The following is a 16,902-nucleotide window of genomic DNA, read 5'->3' as shown; positions in this document are numbered from 1 at the left end:
TCCTCTCAGCCGACGGCGTTCAGGAAGGGCGCGGACGCCGGGCGGTACGCGGCCTTCGGGAGCGGCCCCGGGGCCTCGACCCGGGACTCCCGGGCCTTCTCCTTCTGATCGTCCTGGTAGAGGCCGTAGCCGATGCCGCCGGCCTTGTTCGCGATCGTGACCTTACGGGGATCCACGGTGACGCCGACCTTCTTGAGCCCGCCCACGATGGTCTTGGTCGAAATCGGGTTCATGGTCTTCTCGATCAGGCCCGCGCCCGCGGCCGAGGTGCGTTCGGCGGCGCCGGCTCCCCCGGCGGCCACCGAGGTCCTGAGGTTCATGACCGGCGCCCTGACCACCTTGTTGACGACGCCGACGCCCTGGACCCTGGTGATCGTCTTCCCGGCGGTGGCGAAGCCCTTGACGGCGCCGACGCCGGGGATCACCCCGAGCCCGTCCAGCCCGATCTTCAACCAGGAGACGTCCTGGCCGCGGGACTTGGCGATGCCGTGGCCGGCCATCGCGGCCGCGCTGGTCAGCATGGCCGCCGCGCCCAGGATCGGACCGCCCACCGGGACCACCAGGGCCAGGATCGCCAGCCCCGCCGAGATCTTGGAGAGGGTGTCCGCGTGCTCGGCCAGGAAGTCCAGCGACTTCTGCCACGCGTGGTCCATCGTGTCCAGCATCCGCTTGAGGAAGCCCGGGTCCGGCGGGTGGTGCCGGGACGCCTCCATGATGGCCTTGGCGGCCGCCTCGGCCTTGTTCCTGTGGTCCGCCAGCTGCTTGTGGCCGCTCGCGACCAGCTCGTCGAGCTGGTGCACGAGCTGCTGCCGGGCGTGCAGCTTGGCCTCGAAGTCGGCCTGGGCCTTCGCCTGGGCCACCGCGTCGGTGGACTGCGCGGAGGCGTCGAGGGCCTTGCCCGCGGCGTCGCACTGGACGTTCATGTCGCCCAGCCGGGAGCGCAGTTCGACGGCCTGGGCCTCCAGCGTCCGGCCGGAGGCGAGCAGGCCGGTGAGCTGGGTGTGCCAGGCCTTGAGGGCCCGGGAGCAGGCGGCCATCGATTCGTGGCCCTGGGTGAGGTACTTGGGCAGTTCGCCCAGCCTTCCGGCGAAGTTGCGGGCGGCCTCGCCCTGCCAGGCGCTGCCCTCGGAGCCCAGGTCGGCCAGGGTGTGCCGCAGTTCCTCCAGTTCGCGGGCGACCGCGTCGACGTCCGCGTACATCCTGGCGATGGCCGGGAGGTCCCCCGGGGCCGGGCAGAAGCCGAGGCCCGGCCAGTTCCTGTCACTCATGGTGGAAGTCAGTCCCCTGCGTGTCGGCTCAGGTCGCGCCGAAGCCCTTGGCGATGCCCTGCTCGTTGTCCCCGTAGTTCTTGAGCGAGGCGTCGAGGCCCTCGCGCAGTCCGTGGGCGAGCTTGGCCATCCGGCCGATGCCGCCGTGCCAGTGGACCTCGAAGCCCTTGCAGGCGGAGTCGAGCCGTTCGGTGCCCAACTGCTTCCCCTTGCCGAGGTTCCGAAGGCTCTTGGCGACCGCCCCCATGCGGTTGCCGCACTCGTCGAGCTGCTTGGACACCGTTCTCATCCGGGCCATGTCGATCCTGAAGTCCTCGGCCAACTCGCCGCTCCCCCCGCGCATCTGACGCTCCGTGTGGAGCACCTGTTCGGTGAACCTAACCCATTGGTAGGCGAAGTTCGGGCCATGGCCGGGAACTGGGGATCGCCCTTCCGCATGGCCGCCCTCGGCCCCCGCCCTCCGCGCGGTCGCCTTCCGCCCGGCCGGTCGAAGGCACGAAAAAGCGGAGGGGCACCGGATGGCATCCGGTGCCCCTCCGCTCGGGTGGGGAGCCGCTACGCCGGGCCGGCGACCACCGCGATCGGGGTGGTGACCGCCGTCCCGGAGCCGTCGCGGCGCGGGTCGCGCTCGGGCAGGTCGACCGGGGCGCCCTTGGCGGTGGCGGCGCGGGCCGGGGCGGCACCGGCCCAGGCGAAGGCCAGGGCGTCCTCGCCGCGCAGGAAGCGCTGGCAGCGCACGCCGCCGGTGGCGCGCCCCTTGCGCGGGTACTGCTCGAACGGGGTGACCTTCCAGGTCGTCTGCTCGCCCCCGGACAGCGTGCCGCCGGCCGTGGCCACCGTGACCACCACCGCGTCCGCCGCCGGGTCCACCGCCGTGAAGGACAGCACCCGCGCGCCGTCGGACAGCTTGATGCCCGCCATGCCGCCCGCCGGACGGCCCTGCGGACGCACCTGGCCCGCCGGGTAGCGCAACAGCTGGGCGTCGGAGGCGATGAAGACCAGGTCCTCCTCGCCGGTGCGCAGCTCGACCGCGCCGACCAGCTCGTCACCGTCCTTGAGGGCGATCACCTCGAACTCGTCCTTGTTCGCGGGCCACTCCGGCACCACCCGCTTCACCACGCCCTGCAGCGTGCCCAGCGCCAACCCCGGCGAGGACTCGTCCAGCGTGGTCAGCGCCAGCACCCGCTCCCCGTCCTCCAGGCGCAGGAACTCGCCCACCGCGGCGCCGCCCGCCAGCGTGGGCGAGGGCGTCGGCGGCAGCGCCGGCAGGTCGATCACCGGCAGCCGCAGCACCCGGCCCGCGGACGTCACCACGCCCACGTCGGCCCGCGCCGTCGCGTGCACCGCCGACACGATCACGTCGTGCTTCGCCCGCTTCTCCGACACCTCGAACGGCTCGCCGTCCGCCGTCCGCGCCAGCAGGCCCGTCGAGGACAGCAGCACCCGGCACGGGTCGTCCGCGACCTCCAGCGGCACCGCCAGCGCCGCCGAGGGCGCCGACCCGGCCTCCAGCAGCACCGTGCGCCGCTCGGTGCCGAACTGCTTGGCCACCGCGCCCAGTTCGGAGGAGACCACGCTGCGCAGCTTGGTGTCCGACTCCAGGATCTCGGTCAGGTCCGCGATCTCGGCGGTGAGCTTCTCCTTCTCCTGCTCCAGCTCCACCCGGTCGAAGCGGGTCAGCCGACGCAGCGGGGTGTCCAGGATGTACGCCGTCTGCGTCTCCGACAGCGAGAAGTGCTCCATCAGGCGCTCCTTGGCCTGCTGGGCGTTGTCACTCGACCGGATGATCGCGATGACCTCGTCGATGTCGAGCAGGGCCACCAGCAGGCCCTCGACCAGGTGCAGCCGCTCCTCGCGCTTGCGGCGGCGGAAGTCGCTGCGCCGGCGCACCACGGTGAAGCGGTGGTCGACGTAGACCTCCAGCAGCTCCTTCAGCCCCAGCGTCAGCGGCTGCCCGTCCACCAGCGCCACGTTGTTGATGCCGAAGGTCTCCTCCATCGGCGTCAGCTTGTACAGCTGCTCCAGCAGCGCCTCCGGCACGAAGCCGTTCTTCACCTCGATGACCAGCCGCAGCCCGTGCTCGCGGTCGGTCAGGTCCTTGACGTCCGCGATGCCCTGGAGCTTCTTCGCGTTGACCAGGTCCTTGATCTTCGAGATGACCTTCTCCGGGCCGACGTTGTACGGCAGCTCGGTGACCACGATGCCCTTGCGGCGGGCCGTCACCGCCTCCACCGTCGCCGTCGCCCGGATCTTGAACGTGCCGCGGCCCGACTCGTAGGCGTCCCGGATGCCCGACAGGCCCACGATCCGCCCGCCGGTCGGCAGGTCCGGGCCGGGGACGAACCGCATCAGCGTGTCCAGGTCCGCGTTCGGGTGCTTGATCAGGTGCCGGGCCGCGGCCACCACCTCGGAGAGGTTGTGCGGCGGCATGTTCGTCGCCATGCCCACGGCGATGCCCGTCGCGCCGTTCACCAGCAGGTTCGGGAACGCGGCCGGCAGCGCCAGCGGCTCCTGCTCGCTGCCGTCGTAGTTGGGGCCGAAGTCGACGGTGTCCTCGTGGATCGACTCCACCATCGCCATCGAGGCGGCCGTCAGCCGCGACTCGGTGTAGCGCATCGCGGCCGGCGGGTCGTCGTTGCCCAGCGAGCCGAAGTTGCCGTGGCCGTCGATCAGCGGCAGCCGCATCGAGAACGGCTGCGCCATGCGCACGACCGAGTCGTAGATCGAGGCGTCGCCGTGCGGGTGCAGCCGGCCCATCACCTCGCCCACCACCCGGGCGCACTTGACGTGCGCGCGCTCCGGGCGCAGGCCCATCTCGTTGGCCTGGTAGAGGATCCGGCGGTGCACCGGCTTCAGGCCGTCCCGCGCGTCGGGCAGCGCACGCGAGTAGATCACCGAGTAGGCGTACTCCAGGAAGGAGCCCTGCATCTCGTCCACGACGTCGACGTCGAGGATCCGCTCCTCGAAGTCTCCGGGCGGCGGGGTCTGCGAACTGCGGCGGGCCATCGCGGCGGGGCTCCCTTACGTGTCGCTGGCTGTGTCTCGATCGGTCGCGAACGCCGGAGGGCGGTCGTCGGTCGTCTCCGCACCACCCGCCGCCGGACCCGTCAACCGGGCGCCGTCGACAGGGCGCGGCGCCCCCATTGTGGACCCTCGGGCCGACACTCCCGGTCAGCGGCCCTCTTCCGCCCCTGGCGAACGCCCCCGTCCGCGCGGACACGATCGCGGCTCCCGGACGTTGCACCACAATGGGGGACGCCACACGAACCCCGACATCGACGACGGGAAGGACCCGAGCGCATGGCCAACCCGGCCCCCGCCTCCAGCCGAGGCATCGCCATCACCGAGCACCGCCTGGCCAACGGCCTGCGCGTCGTCCTCTCCGAGGACCACCTGACGCCGGTCGCCGCCGTCTGCCTCTGGTACGACGTGGGCTCCCGGCACGAGGTCAAGGGCCGCACCGGCCTGGCGCACCTCTTCGAGCACCTGATGTTCCAGGGCTCGGCCAACGTCTCCAACAACGGGCACTTCGAGCTCGTCCAGGGCGCCGGCGGCTCGCTCAACGGCACCACCAGCTTCGAGCGCACCAACTACTTCGAGACCATGCCGACCCACCAGCTGGAGCTCGCCCTCTGGCTGGAGGCCGACCGGATGGGCTCGCTGCTCGCCGCGCTCGACGAGACGTCCATGGAGAACCAGCGCGACGTCGTCAAGAACGAGCGCCGCCAGCGCTACGACAACGTCCCGTACGGCACCGCCTTCGAGAAGCTCACCGCGCTCTCCTTCCCCGACGGCCACCCGTACCACCACACCCCCATCGGGTCCATGGCCGACCTCGACGCGGCCACCCTGGAGGACGCCCGCACGTTCTTCCGGACGTACTACGCGCCCAACAACGCCGTGCTGTCCGTCGTCGGCGACATCGACCCCGAGCAGACCATCGCCTGGGTCGAGAAGTACTTCGGCTCCATCCCCGCGCACGACGGCAAGCAGCCCCCGCGCTCGGGCGAGCTCCCCGAGACCATCGGCCGCGAGATCCGCGAGGAGATCCACGAGGACGTCCCGTCCCGGGCCCTGATGGCCGCCTACCGCCTGCCGCACGACGGCACCCGCGAGGCCGACGCCGCCGACCTCGCCCTCACCATCCTCGGCAGCGGCGAGTCCAGCCGCCTCTACAACCGGCTGGTCCGCCGCGACCGCACCGCCGTCGCCGCCGGCTTCGGCCTGCTGCGGCTGGCCGGCGCCCCCAGCCTCGGCTGGCTCGACGTCAAGACCTCCGGCGACGCCACCGTCGAGCAGATCGGCACCGCCGTCGACGAGGAGCTCGCCCGCTTCGCCGCCGAGGGCCCCACGGCCGAGGAGCTCGAACGCGCCCAGGCCCAGATCGAGCGCGAGTGGCTCGACCGGCTCACCACCGTCGCCGGCCGGGCCGACGAACTGTGCCGCTACGCCGTCCTGTTCGGCGACCCGAAGCTGCTCAACGACGCCCTCCCCAAGGTCCTCGACGTCACCGCCGAGGAGGTCCAGGCCGTCGCCAAGGCCCGGCTCCACCCCGACAACCGGGCCGTCCTCGTCTACGAGCCGACCGCCGCCGCCGAGACCGACGCCGACTCCGGCGCCGCTTCCGAAGAGGAGGGTGCCGCCGTATGAGCACCGACTACGTCCCCGCCATGACCTTCCACCCGCAGCCCCGGCCGGGCACGCCCAGCCCCTGGGACTTCCCCGCGCCCGAGCGGGCCGCCCTCGGCAACGGCATCACCGTCCTGCACTGCCACCGGCCCGGCCAGCAGCTGGTCGCCGTCGAGGTCCTGCTCGACGCGCCGCTCGCCGCCGAGCCCGAGGGCCTCGACGGCATCGCCGGCATCCTGGCCCGCGCCTTCAGCGAGGGCACCGACACGCTCAGCGCCGAGGAGTTCGCCGCCGAACTGGAGCGGGCCGGGGCCACCCTCGACGCCCACGCTGACCACCCGTGCATCCGGATCTCCCTGGAGGTCCCCGCCTCCCGGCTCCAGCGCGGGCTGTCCCTGCTCGCCGACGCCCTGCGCGCGCCCGCGCTGCCCGAGGCCGAGATCGAGCGGCTGGTCGCCAACCGCCTGGACGAGATCGTCCACGAGCAGGCCAACCCCGCGCGCCGCGCCGCCAAGGCCCTGTACGCCGAGCTCTTCGACGCCGCCGACCGGCTCTCCCGGCCCCGGGCCGGCACCGCCGACACCGTCAAGTCGATCGACCGTGCGGCGGTCAAGGCCTTCTACGAGGCCCACGTGCGCCCCGCGACCAGCACCGTCGTGGTGGTCGGCGACCTCACCGGCGTCGACCTGCCCGCGCTGCTGGAGAGCACCCTCGGCACCTGGACCGGAACGGCCGCCGAGCCGTCCGTCCACGCCCCGGTCACCGCCGACGACCGCGGCCGCGTCGTCATCGTGGACCGCCCCGGCTCCGTCCAGACCCAGCTGCTGATCGGCCGGGTCGGCCCCGACCGCCACGACCCGGTCTGGGCCGCCCAGACCCTCGGCACCTACTGCCTCGGCGGCACCCTCACCTCCCGCCTCGACCGGGTGCTGCGCGAGGAGAAGGGCTACACCTACGGCGTGCGCGCCTTCGCCCAGCCGCTGCGCTCGGCCGCGGACGGCAGCGGGCGCGCGATGCTCGCCATCAGCGGCTCGGTGGACACCGCCTCCACCGCCCCGGCGCTCGCCGACACCTGGACCATCCTGCGCACCCTCGCCGCCGAGGGCCTCACCGACGCCGAGCGCGACGAGGCCGTGCAGTTCCTGGTCGGCGTCGCCCCGCTGAAGTACGAGACGGCGGGCTCCGTCGCCGGCACCCTGGCCGACCAGGTCGAGCAGTACCTGCCGGACGACTACCAGGCCGAGGTCTACCGCAGGCTCGCCGAACTGCCCACCGCCGCCGCCACCGAGGCGGTCGTCGCGGCCTTCCCGCCGGACCGCCTGGTCACCGTGCTGGTCGGCGACGCCTCGGTGATCGCCGACGACGTGCGGGCGCTCGGCATCGGCGAGGTCACCGTCGTCAGCTGACCCCTTCGCAGGACCGCCGTCCGGCCCGGTGGAGCACCCGCTCCGCCGGGCCGGACGCGTCGGTAAACCCGTTGCGGGCCGTGTCCGCCCCGTGGGTAGATGGTCCCCGCCGCACAGCACGTGCGGCCGCGGACGACAGTGGAGGGAGGCGGTCACCATGCGGGTCGAGCGAACCACACGACGCTCCCCGAGGCCGTACCTCCCCTGTTCCGCCCAGGCCGCCTGAGCGCGTCCGCCCCGACCTTCCCCGAGCCGCACCGGGACGTGCGCGCGGCCCGTCGTCGACCCGAATTCCCTGACCCGTGGAGGTCGTTCAACCATGACGTACACCGAGGTACCCGGCGTCCGGGTGCCGATCCGGATGTGGACCGACCCGGCGACGGTCGAGGGCCAGGCCCTCCAGCAGCTGCGCAACATCAGCTCGCTGCCGTGGCTGCACGGCCTCGCCGTGATGCCGGACGTCCACCTGGGCAAGGGCGCCACCGTCGGCTCCGTCATCGCCATGAAGGACGCGGTCTGCCCGGCGGCGGTCGGCGTCGACATCGGCTGCGGGATGAGCGCGGTGAAGACCTCGCTCACCGCCGAGGACCTCCCGGACGACCTCTCCGGCCTGCGCAACGAGATCGAGCGGGCCATCCCGGTCGGCCGCGGCCTGCACAGCGAGCCGGTCGACCCGGGCAAGCTGCACGGCTTCCGGACGGCGGGCTGGGACGACTTCTGGCGGCGCTTCGACGGCATCGCGGAGGACGTGAAGTGGCGCCGCGAGCGGGCGATGCAGCAGATGGCCACGCTCGGCGGAGGAAATCACTTCATAGAACTGTGCATTGATACGACTGGTGCGGTCTGGCTCATGCTGCACTCCGGCTCCCGCAACATCGGCAAGGAGCTGGCCGAGCACCACATGAGCACCGCCCGCGCGCTGCCGCACAACCAGGGCCTGGTCGACCGTGACCTGGCGGTCTTCCTGGCGAGGACCCCGGAGATGGCGGCCTACCGGCAGGACCTGTTCTGGGCCCAGGAGTACGCCAAGAACAACAGGGCGGTGATGATGGCGCTCTTCCAGGACGTCGTCCGGCGCGAGTTCGCCACGGTGGAAGTGACGTTCGACGAGGTCATCAGCTGCCACCACAACTACGTGGCGGAGGAGCGGTACGACGGCGTCGACCTGCTGGTGACGCGCAAGGGCGCGATCCGGGCCGGCTCCGGCGACCTCGGCATCATCCCCGGCTCGATGGGGACGGGCTCCTACATCGTCCGCGGCCTGGGCAACGAGGCCTCGTTCAACTCCGCCTCGCACGGCGCCGGCCGGAAGATGAGCCGCAACGCCGCGAAGAAGCGGTTCACCACCCGGGACCTGGTCGCGCAGACCGACGGGGTGGAGTGCCGCAAGGACAGCGGCGTGGTGGACGAGATCCCCGGCGCCTACAAGAACATCGAGAAGGTCATCGAGCAGCAGAAGGACCTCGTCGAGGTGGTCGCACACCTCAAGCAGGTCGTCTGCGTCAAGGGCTGACCGGCCGGCCGCCGCCCCGGCCGCGGCGGGGAAGGCCGGGAAAGGCCGATCGGGGTGCCACCGGAGTCCGGCGGCACCCCGATCGGGCGGCTGCGGGGCTCAGGCCGCGGCGGGGAGCTCGTCGAGGCCCTCGGAGACGAGCTTGGCGAGGCGGTCGAGCGCGTCGTCGGCGTTCTCGGCGTCGGAGGCGAGGACGACCTCGTCGCCGCCCTGGGCGCCCAGGCCGAGGAGGCCGAGCATGGAGGCGGCGTTGACCGGGTTGCCGCCGGGCTTGGCGATGGTGATCGGCACGCCGGTGGCCGTGACGGCCCGGACGAAGACGGAGGCGGGACGGGCGTGCAGGCCCTCGGCCCAACCGATGGTGACGCGGCGCTCAGCCATGAGACGTGCCTTTCCGGTGAAGCTGGTCACGGCCGTGCTCGGGGAGCGGGGGAAGCGGCCATGTTGTCTAGACCAGTGTTGCACGCAGGCGGCCCCGGGGAACCGCGGCGTTCAGGACTTGTGATTGTTTCTTTTCGGGGCATAAGACCCCGGTCGGCGACCCTGTCCACCCTGCCGCGAGCACGCGCCCGGCGCCATTCGGCTCGCCGCCGGATAACCTGACGACTGTGGAAGACCCCGCGGTGGCGAACCCCGAGCAAGCCGACTACCCGCAGCACTGGGAAGCGGACATCCTGCTGCGGGACGGCGGCACGGCCCGCATCCGGCCGATCACGCCCGAGGACGCCGGGCGGCTCGTGGAGTTCTACGAGCAGGTGTCGGACCAGTCCAAGTACTTCCGGTTCTTCGCCCCCTACCCGCGGCTCTCCGACAGGGACGTCCGCCGCTTCACCCACCACGACTTCGTGAACCGGGTGGGCCTCGCGGTGGTGGTCCGCGACCGCTTCATCGCCACCGTCCGGTACGACCGGATCGACGCCGACGGCCGCCCCTCCGAGACCGGCACCGACGCCGAGGTGGCCTTCCTGGTGCAGGACGCCCACCAGGGCCGCGGCGTGGCCTCCGCCCTGCTGGAGCACATCGCGGCGGTCGCGCAGGAGCGCGGCATCCGCCGCTTCCAGGCCGAAGTGCTCCCGGAGAACCGGAAGATGGTGAAGGTCTTCACCGACGCCGGCTATACCCAGCGCCGCAGCTTCGCCGACGGCGTGGTGCACCTGGAGTTCGACCTCGAACAGACCGACCGCTCGCTCGCCGTGATGCGCGCCCGCGAGCACCGCGCCGAGGCGCGCTCGGTGCAGCGGCTGCTCACCCCGCGCTCGGTGGCGGTGATCGGGGTCTCCCGCACCCCGCAGACCGTCGGCCGGGCCATCCTGCGCGACCTGCTGGGGGACGAGGCCCCGGCCGACCGCCCGGTGTACGCGGTGAACCGCAACGCCGCGCCCGGCACCGAGCTGGACGGCGTGCCGGTGCACCGGTCCCTCCTGGACGTTCCCGGACCGGTCGACCTCGCGGTGATCGCCGTCCCCGAGGGCGCCGTCCCGGCCGCCGTCGCCGACTGCGGCGCCCACGGCGTGCAGGGGCTGGTGGTGGTCACCGCCGGCTACGCGGAGACCGGACCGGAGGGCCGGGAGCGGCAGCGCGCACTGGTCCGCCAGGCCCGCGCGGCCGGCATGCGGGTGATCGGCCCGAACGCCTTCGGACTGATCAACACCGACCCGGCCCGCCCGCTGAACGCCTCGCTCGCCCCGCGGCTGCCCGGCCGCGGCGGCTTCGGGATCTTCTGCCAGTCCGGCGCGATCGGCGTGGCCCTGCTGGAGGCCGCCCACAAGCGCGGCCTCGGCGTCTCCTCCTTCGCTTCCGTCGGCAACCGCTCCGACGTCTCCGGCAACGACTTCCTCCAGTACTGGGCCGAGGACGAGGCCACCGAGGTCGTGCTGCTGTACCTGGAGTCCTTCGGCAACCCCCGCAAGTTCACCCGGATCGCCCGCCGGCTGGCCGCCGCCAAGCCCGTCGTGGTGGTCAAGGGCGCCCGGCACACCGGCAGCCTGCCGCCCGGCCACGCCGTCCCCGCCACCGCCACCGGCCTGCGCGACGCCACCGTGGACGCGCTGTTCGAGCAGGCGGGCGTCACCCGGGTGTCGACCATCACCGAGCTCTACGACACCGGCGAACTGCTGGCCCAGCAGCCGCTGCCGCCGGGGGACCGGGTCGCCGTGGTCGGCAACTCCGACTCGCTCGGCCTGCTCACCTACGACGCCCTGCTGAGCGCCGGCCTGCGCCCGTGCACGCCCGTCGACCTCACCACCGCCGCGACCGGGGAGAACTTCCGGATCGCCCTGGACGTCGCGCTCGCCGACCCGGCCGTGGACGCGGTGATCGCCGTCGCCATCCCGCCGATCGGCACCTCCGCCCACGCCTTCATGGGCGGCCGGCTGACCGGTGACGACGATCCGGCGATGGGCTCGGACGACCCGGAGATCGCCGCCGCGCTGCTGGAGGCCGGCCGCCGGGCCCGGGAGCTGGGCAAGCCGCTGCTGCTCACCCACCTGGCGCTGACCGACCTCCCGGCCCGGCTGCGCCCCGGCGGCATCCCCGCGTACGCGGCGCCCGAGCGGGCCGTGCACGCCCTCACCCACGCCGTGCACTACGCGCAGTGGCGCCGCCGTACGGCGATGGCGGAGGAGACGGCGCGCGTCCCCGAGCTGGACCGGATCGACGAGCCCGGCGCCCGCCGCCTGGTGGAGGCGGCGCTGAGCACCCGGGCCGCCGTGGCCGCGCGCACCCAGCCCGGCGGCGCCCGGATCACCCTGCCGGAGGCGCGGGCCCAGGAGCTGCTGGCCCGCTACGGGATCGACGTCTCGCCGGTGCGGCCCGCCCCGGACGAGGAGGCCGCCGCCGCCGCGGCCGGGGCGCTCGGCTACCCGGTGGCGCTCAAGGCGACCGCCCCGCACCTGCGCCACCGCCCCGACCTGGGCAGCGTCCGGCTGGACCTGACCGACGAGGCGGGCCTGCGCCGCGCCCACCGCGAGCTGGACGCGCTGCTCGGCGGCGCCGCCCAGGCCGAGCTGGTGGTGCAGCGGATGGCGCCGCGCGGCGTGGACACCGTGATCGCCGCCACCGTGGACCCGGCGGTCGGCGCGATCCTCTCCTTCGGCCTGGCCGGGGCCCCGGCCGAACTGCTGGGAGACACGGCGCACCGACTGGTTCCGGCCACCGACCAGGACGTCGCCGGACTGATCCGGGAGGTGCGGGCGGCGCCGCTGCTGTTCGGCTGGCGGGGCGCCGAGGCGGTGGACACCGACGCGCTGGAGGAGCTGCTGCTGCGGGTGTCGCAGCTGGTGGACGACGTGCCGGAAATCGCCTCGGTGGACCTCGAACCGGTGGTCGTGGCCCCGCACGGGCTGGCGATCCTGGGGGCGCGGGTGCGGGTGGCCCCGCTGCCGGTCCGCAGCGATCTGGGCCCGCGCGCCATGAGCACGCTGTAACCTTCCTTGGTTGCGCCCTGCCCGGGCGCTGTTGTCCGAAGCTCGGCGCCGTGCCGCCCGCTTCGTCGGCGGACCATGCCAGGATGGAGATATGGCGAAGACCGGTACCACCACCACTCAGGACCTGCGCTCGGCGATCGAGCGCAGCGGCTACTACCCGGCCCTGGTGTCCGAGGCGGTCGAGTCCGCGGTGGGCCCGGAGCCGATCAGCTCCTACCTGGTGCACCAGGAGACGACCTTCGACGCCAACGAGGTGCGCCGGCACGTGACGGTGCTGGTGCTCACCCCGACCCGGTTCGTGGTGAGCCACACCGACGAGCAGTCCGGCGCCGAGGGCAGCCCGGCGGTGCCGTTCGCGACGACGTCGACGGAGAGCGTGCGGCTGGACCGGATCGGTTCGGTGGTGGTGAGCCGGATGGTGGCGAACCCGGAGACGTACACCCCGGGCACCCTGCCGCGCGAGGTGGTGCTGACGATCGGCTGGGGCGCGGTGCAGCGCCTGGACCTGGAGCCGGCCGGCTGCTCGGACCCGAACTGCGAGGCCGACCACGGCTACACCGGCTCGGCCACGGCCGACGACCTCTCGCTGCGGGTGAGCGAGGCCGGCGACGGCCCGGAGACGGTGTCCCAGGCGCTGGTGTTCGCCCGCGCGCTGTCCGACGCGACGATCAGCAACGGCCCGCGGGTCTGAGCTCCGCCGCCGCCGACCGCCCGCACCGCTACGAATCCGGTTCCATGTCCTTCGTTCCTGCCGACGGCTACGACGCCTTCGAGATCCTTGACCCGGCCACGGCCCCCGCGCCCCCGTACGGCAGCGGTTCGCTGTGCGACCTGCTGCCCTCGGTGGCGGCGGGGCTGGGCATCCCCGGGTTCACCGCGACGCTCCCGATCGCCCCGGCGGACCGGGTGGTGGTGTTCCTGGTGGACGGCCTGGGCTGGGAGCTGCTGCTGCGCCATCCGGAGTACGCGCCGTTCCTGTCCTCGCTGGCCGCGAGCTCGATGGGCGGCAGCGGCCGTCCGCTGACCGCGGGCTTCCCGTCCACCACCGCGACCTCGCTGGCCTCGGTCGGCACCGGCACGCCGCCGGGCCTGCACGGCCTGGCCGGGTACACGGTGGCGGTGCCGGGCGCCGGCTACCTGATGAACCAGCTGCGCTGGCAGCCGCCGACCGACCCGCACGCCTGGCAGCCGTACCCGACGGTCTTCGAACAGGCCCACCAGGCCGGGGTGGCGACGGCGCAGGTCTCCTCCCCGCTGTTCGCCCAGACCCCGCTGACCAGGGTGGCGCTGTCCGGCGGCACCTTCCTCGGCCGCACCACCGGCGAGGAGCGGATGGACCTGGCGGCCTCCTGGCTGGCCGAGCACGACCGGGCGCTGGTCTACACGTACGTCAGCGAGCTGGACGGCGCCGGCCACCGCTTCGGGGTGGACTCGGACGAGTGGCGGATGACGCTGGACGCGGTGGACCGGCTGGCCCGCCGGCTGGCCGCGCAGCTGCCGCCGCGCTCGGCGATGTACGTGACGGCCGACCACGGCATGATCGACGTCGCTCCGGAGGACCGGATCGACTTCGACGAGGACTGGGAGCTGGGCGCCGGCGTCGCCCTGCTCGGCGGCGAGGGCCGGGCCCGCCACGTGTACGCGGTGCCGGGGGCCGCGGCCGACGTGCACGCGGTCTGGAGCGAGGTGCTGGGCGACCGGATGTGGGTGGCCACCCGGGACGAGGCGATCGCGGCGGGCTGGTTCGGTCCGGCCGTGGACGAGCGGGTGTACGCGCGGATCGGCGACGTGGTCGCCGCGGCGCGCGACGACATCGCGATCGTCGCCTCCCGCAACGAGCCCGGCGAGTCCGCGATGATCGGTCTGCACGGTTCGATGACCCCGGTCGAGCAGTTCGTGCCGCTGCTCGAAGTCCGCGGCTGAGCCGGTCGTTTGACTCTTCTGTGCCCGAACTCCCTTGATTCGAAAGGCCCTTGCTCCACCCATGGCTGAACTTGTGTTCTTCTCGGGCACGATGGACTGCGGCAAGTCGACGCTGGCGCTGCAGATGGACCACAACCACGCCGCGCGCGGCCGGCAGGGCGTGATCCTGACCCGCAACGACCGGGCGGGCGAGGCGACGATCTCCAGCCGGCTGGGCCTGCGCGCCGACGCCGTCGAGGTGACGGACGACTTCGACTTCCACGCGCACGTGGTGCACCGGCTCTCGGCCGGTGGCCGGGTGGACTACCTGATCTGCGACGAGGCCCAGTTCTTCGCCGCCGAGCAGGTCGACCAGCTGGCCCGGGTGGTGGACGAGCTGGACATCGACGTCTACACCTTCGGCATCACCACCGACTTCCGCACCCGGCTGTTCCCGGGCTCGCAGCGGCTGATCGAGCTGGCCGACCGGGTGGAGGTGCTCCAGGTCGAGGCGCTGTGCTGGTGCGGCGCGCGGGCCACCCACAACGCCCGGACGGTCGGCGGGGTGATGGTCGTGGAGGGCGCCCAGGTGGTGGTCGGGGACATCTCGGTGGCCCAGGACGAGGTCGGCTACGAGGTGCTCTGCCGCCGCCACCACCGCCGCCGGATGACCGCCGCGACGGCGCGCGCCTCGGTGCTCTCCCCGGACGTGCTGCCCTTCGAGGAGCAGCAGGTCTGAGGGCCGGGGGCTACGGCAGCACCTCCAGGACGGAGAAGTGCCCGCCCTGCGGGTCGGCCAGCCGGGCGGCGCGGCCGTGCGCGGTGTCGTGCGGTTCGACCAGCACCCGGCCGCCGAGCCCGACGGCCTGCCGGGCGGTCAGCGCGGCGTCCCTGACCACGAAGTGGGTGCGCCAGCGCGGCGGGTGGCCGCGCAGCTCGGCGCGGTGCCGGATGCCGGCGACCGGCCGGCCGTCCACCAGCAGCGCGGTCTCGTCCGCGGTGGAGCGGACCGGGCGGTCCAGCACGGTGGAGTAGAAGGAGGCCGCGCCGCGTGCGTCGGGGGTGAGCAGTTCGGCCCAGGCCGGGGCGCCCGGCTCCTGGCCGGCCTCCCGGCCGAGGTGCTCCTCGCCCTGCCAGAGGCCGAAGACCGCGCCGGAGACGTCGGCGGCGATGGCCATCCGTCCGGCGCGCTCGGCCTGGAGCGGTCCGACGGCGACCGTGCCGCCGCACTCGCGGACCAGCTGGGCGGTGCGGTCGGCGTCGTCCACGGCGAAGTAGGTGGTCCACTGCACCGGGAAGCCGGTGGCGGAGGAGACGCCGAGGCCGGCCACCGGCGCCCCGTCGAGCTCGGCCCGGACGTAGTCGCCGAGCTGGCCGGGCCCGGGCGTGTACGTCCAGCCGAGCAGGGCGCCGTAGAAGGCGCGGGCGCCGGGCAGGTCGTCGGTCAGCAGGCTGACCCAGCAGGGCGTGCCCTGGGCCAGTCGGAGTTCCACCGCGGGCAATGCGGGCCTCCTCGTGGGTCGTCGGCGCACGGAAATCCTCGGGCGCGAGGGTGATGCTTCCACTCTGGCGCCCGCCCAACCCTCGGGCCGCGCGGAAAGTCCGGCAAAGACCCCACAAAGAGCGGCGGGCCGGGCGTGTCCCGCGGATTCCGGTCCGATCCGGGCGGTTTCCGGCGCCGGTCCCCGGGCGGGGGAGTGCTCCGCTCCGCCCTTCCGCCGGAGCCGCGCTGCGCGACAATGGCCGCCATGACCACCACCTACACGGACGTTTCCCCGCTGATCTCCGCGGCCGGGCTGCGGGAGGCGCTGGCCTGCGCGCTGCCGCCGGTGCTGCTGGACGTGCGCTACCAGCTGGTCGGTGCCGCACCGGGCGGCCCGACCGCGGCCGAGGAGTACCGGGCCGGCCACCTGCCCGGGGCCCACTTCGTCGATCTGGACCGGGACCTGGCGGCCCCGCCCGGCGCCCCCGGCCGCGGCGGCCGCCACCCGCTGCCGGACCGGGAGGCGTTCGGCGCGGCGATGCGCCGCTTCGGGGTGAGCGCGCGGCGCCCGGTGGTGGTGTACGACGGCGCGGCCTCGATGGCCGCGGCCCGGGCCTGGTGGCTGCTGCGCTGGGCCGGGCACCGGGACGTCCGGGTGCTGGACGGCGGGTTCGCGGCCTGGCGGGCGGCCGGGCTGCCGGTGACGGCCGAGCTGCCGGAGCCGGAGGAGGGCGACTTCGAGCCGGTGCCGGGGCAGCTGCCGACGGTGGACGGGGACGGCGCCGCGGCGCTGGCGCGCACCGGCCTGCTGCTGGACGCCCGGTCGGCGGAGCGCTACCGGGGCGAGAGCGAGCCGGTGGACCCGCGGGCCGGGCACATCCCGGGCGCGGTCTCGGCGCCGACGACCGGGAACGTGGAAGCGGACGGCCGCTTCCGGCCGGCCGCCGAGCTGGCCGCCCGGTTCCGGGAGCTGGGCGCGGGGGAGCGGGAGACGGCGGTGTACTGCGGCTCGGGGGTGACGGCCGCGCACCAGGTCCTGGCGCTGGAGGTGGCGGGCCTGCGGGCGGCGCTGTACCCGGGGTCGTGGAGCGAGTGGTCGAGCGACGAGGCGCGGCCGGTGGCCGTCACCGGGCAGCCGGGCTGAGCGGGCGGGTACGCCGCGGGGGGGGGGGGCCCGGGCCCCCCCCCCCCGCGCCCCCCCCGCCCCCCCCCCCCCCTAGTTCGCCGGGCGCCCCACAACAATTACTTCCCCCGGGGGCCGGTGGGCCCGCGGCCC

At 73.8% G+C, this 16,902-nt stretch carries 13 protein-coding genes; 8 read left to right on the top strand and 5 right to left on the bottom strand.

All coding sequences use genetic code 11. From position 1 onward, the window contains the following. Positions 1-5: 5 nt before the first annotated feature. The 3 genes from ACH5AR_RS31655 to ACH5AR_RS31645 all read right to left on the bottom strand — a co-directional run bounded on the left by ACH5AR_RS31655 (position 6) and on the right by ACH5AR_RS31645 (position 4,274). Positions 6-1,268 (bottom strand): hypothetical protein, encoded by a 1,263-nt coding sequence (locus tag ACH5AR_RS31655; protein WP_396304970.1) that lies wholly within the window; start codon positions 1,266-1,268, stop codon positions 6-8. Positions 1,269-1,296: 28 nt separating this feature from the next. Further along, positions 1,297-1,611, bottom strand: a complete 315-nt coding sequence (locus ACH5AR_RS31650; protein ID WP_396304969.1) for a hypothetical protein — start codon at positions 1,609-1,611, stop codon at positions 1,297-1,299. Positions 1,612-1,823: 212 nt separating this feature from the next. Then, positions 1,824-4,274 (bottom strand): DNA topoisomerase (ATP-hydrolyzing) subunit A, encoded by a 2,451-nt coding sequence (locus ACH5AR_RS31645; RefSeq protein ID WP_396304968.1) that lies wholly within the window; start codon positions 4,272-4,274, stop codon positions 1,824-1,826. A gap of 294 nt (positions 4,275-4,568) precedes the next feature. Between ACH5AR_RS31645 and ACH5AR_RS31640 the strand changes: the two genes are divergently transcribed. From ACH5AR_RS31640 to ACH5AR_RS31630, 3 genes are all read left to right on the top strand, one after another. After that, entirely contained in the window at positions 4,569-5,918 is a 1,350-nt protein-coding gene (locus tag ACH5AR_RS31640; protein WP_396304967.1) for a M16 family metallopeptidase, read from the top strand. Beyond that, the gene (locus ACH5AR_RS31635) at positions 5,915-7,303 is read left to right on the top strand and encodes a M16 family metallopeptidase (RefSeq protein WP_396304966.1); all 1,389 of its coding nucleotides are present in this window, start codon (positions 5,915-5,917) and stop codon (positions 7,301-7,303) included. Before ACH5AR_RS31640 ends, ACH5AR_RS31635 begins: the two co-directional genes overlap by 4 nt. Positions 7,304-7,622: 319 nt before the next feature. Beyond that, a complete protein-coding gene (locus ACH5AR_RS31630; RefSeq protein ID WP_396304965.1) occupies positions 7,623-8,816 on the top strand; it encodes an RtcB family protein in 1,194 nt (397 codons plus the stop codon). 99 nt (positions 8,817-8,915) lie between these two features. On the opposite strand, the gene ACH5AR_RS31625 is transcribed toward ACH5AR_RS31630, so the two are convergent. Then, positions 8,916-9,197, bottom strand: coding sequence for an HPr family phosphocarrier protein (locus ACH5AR_RS31625; protein WP_396304964.1), 282 nt, complete (start codon positions 9,195-9,197; stop codon positions 8,916-8,918). Positions 9,198-9,424: 227 nt separating this feature from the next. Here ACH5AR_RS31625 and ACH5AR_RS31620 point away from each other — a divergent pair, with 227 nt between their 5' ends. From ACH5AR_RS31620 to ACH5AR_RS31605, 4 genes are all read left to right on the top strand, one after another. Then, the gene (locus ACH5AR_RS31620; RefSeq protein WP_396304963.1) at positions 9,425-12,241 is read left to right on the top strand and encodes a GNAT family N-acetyltransferase; all 2,817 of its coding nucleotides are present in this window, start codon (positions 9,425-9,427) and stop codon (positions 12,239-12,241) included. 91 nt (positions 12,242-12,332) lie between these two features. Then, positions 12,333-12,932, top strand: coding sequence for a DUF5998 family protein (locus tag ACH5AR_RS31615; RefSeq protein WP_188296095.1), 600 nt, complete (start codon positions 12,333-12,335; stop codon positions 12,930-12,932). Between the two features lie 44 nt (positions 12,933-12,976). After that, complete coding sequence (locus tag ACH5AR_RS31610) at positions 12,977-14,164, top strand: alkaline phosphatase family protein (RefSeq protein ID WP_396304962.1); 1,188 nt, start codon at positions 12,977-12,979, stop codon at positions 14,162-14,164. 61 nt (positions 14,165-14,225) lie between these two features. After that, positions 14,226-14,882 carry a thymidine kinase gene (locus tag ACH5AR_RS31605; protein ID WP_396304961.1) on the top strand — a complete coding sequence of 219 codons (657 nt, stop codon included), beginning with the start codon at positions 14,226-14,228 and terminating at the stop codon, positions 14,880-14,882. Positions 14,883-14,892: 10 nt separating this feature from the next. Here the strand turns inward: ACH5AR_RS31605 and ACH5AR_RS31600 are convergent, their stop codons facing one another. Then, positions 14,893-15,636, bottom strand: a complete 744-nt coding sequence (locus tag ACH5AR_RS31600; RefSeq protein ID WP_396305001.1) for a VOC family protein — start codon at positions 15,634-15,636, stop codon at positions 14,893-14,895. Positions 15,637-15,891: 255 nt separating this feature from the next. On the opposite strand from ACH5AR_RS31600, the gene ACH5AR_RS31595 reads away from it, so the two are divergent. Continuing rightward, positions 15,892-16,770: a sulfurtransferase gene (locus ACH5AR_RS31595; RefSeq protein ID WP_396304960.1), complete on the top strand. Its 879-nt coding sequence runs from the start codon at positions 15,892-15,894 to the stop codon at positions 16,768-16,770. Positions 16,771-16,902: the final 132 nt, after the last annotated feature.

Source organism: Kitasatospora sp. NPDC018619, from assembly GCF_044391605.1.
Lineage (GTDB): Bacteria > Actinomycetota > Actinomycetes > Streptomycetales > Streptomycetaceae > Kitasatospora.
This window is presented reverse-complemented; position numbering and strand designations above follow the sequence as displayed.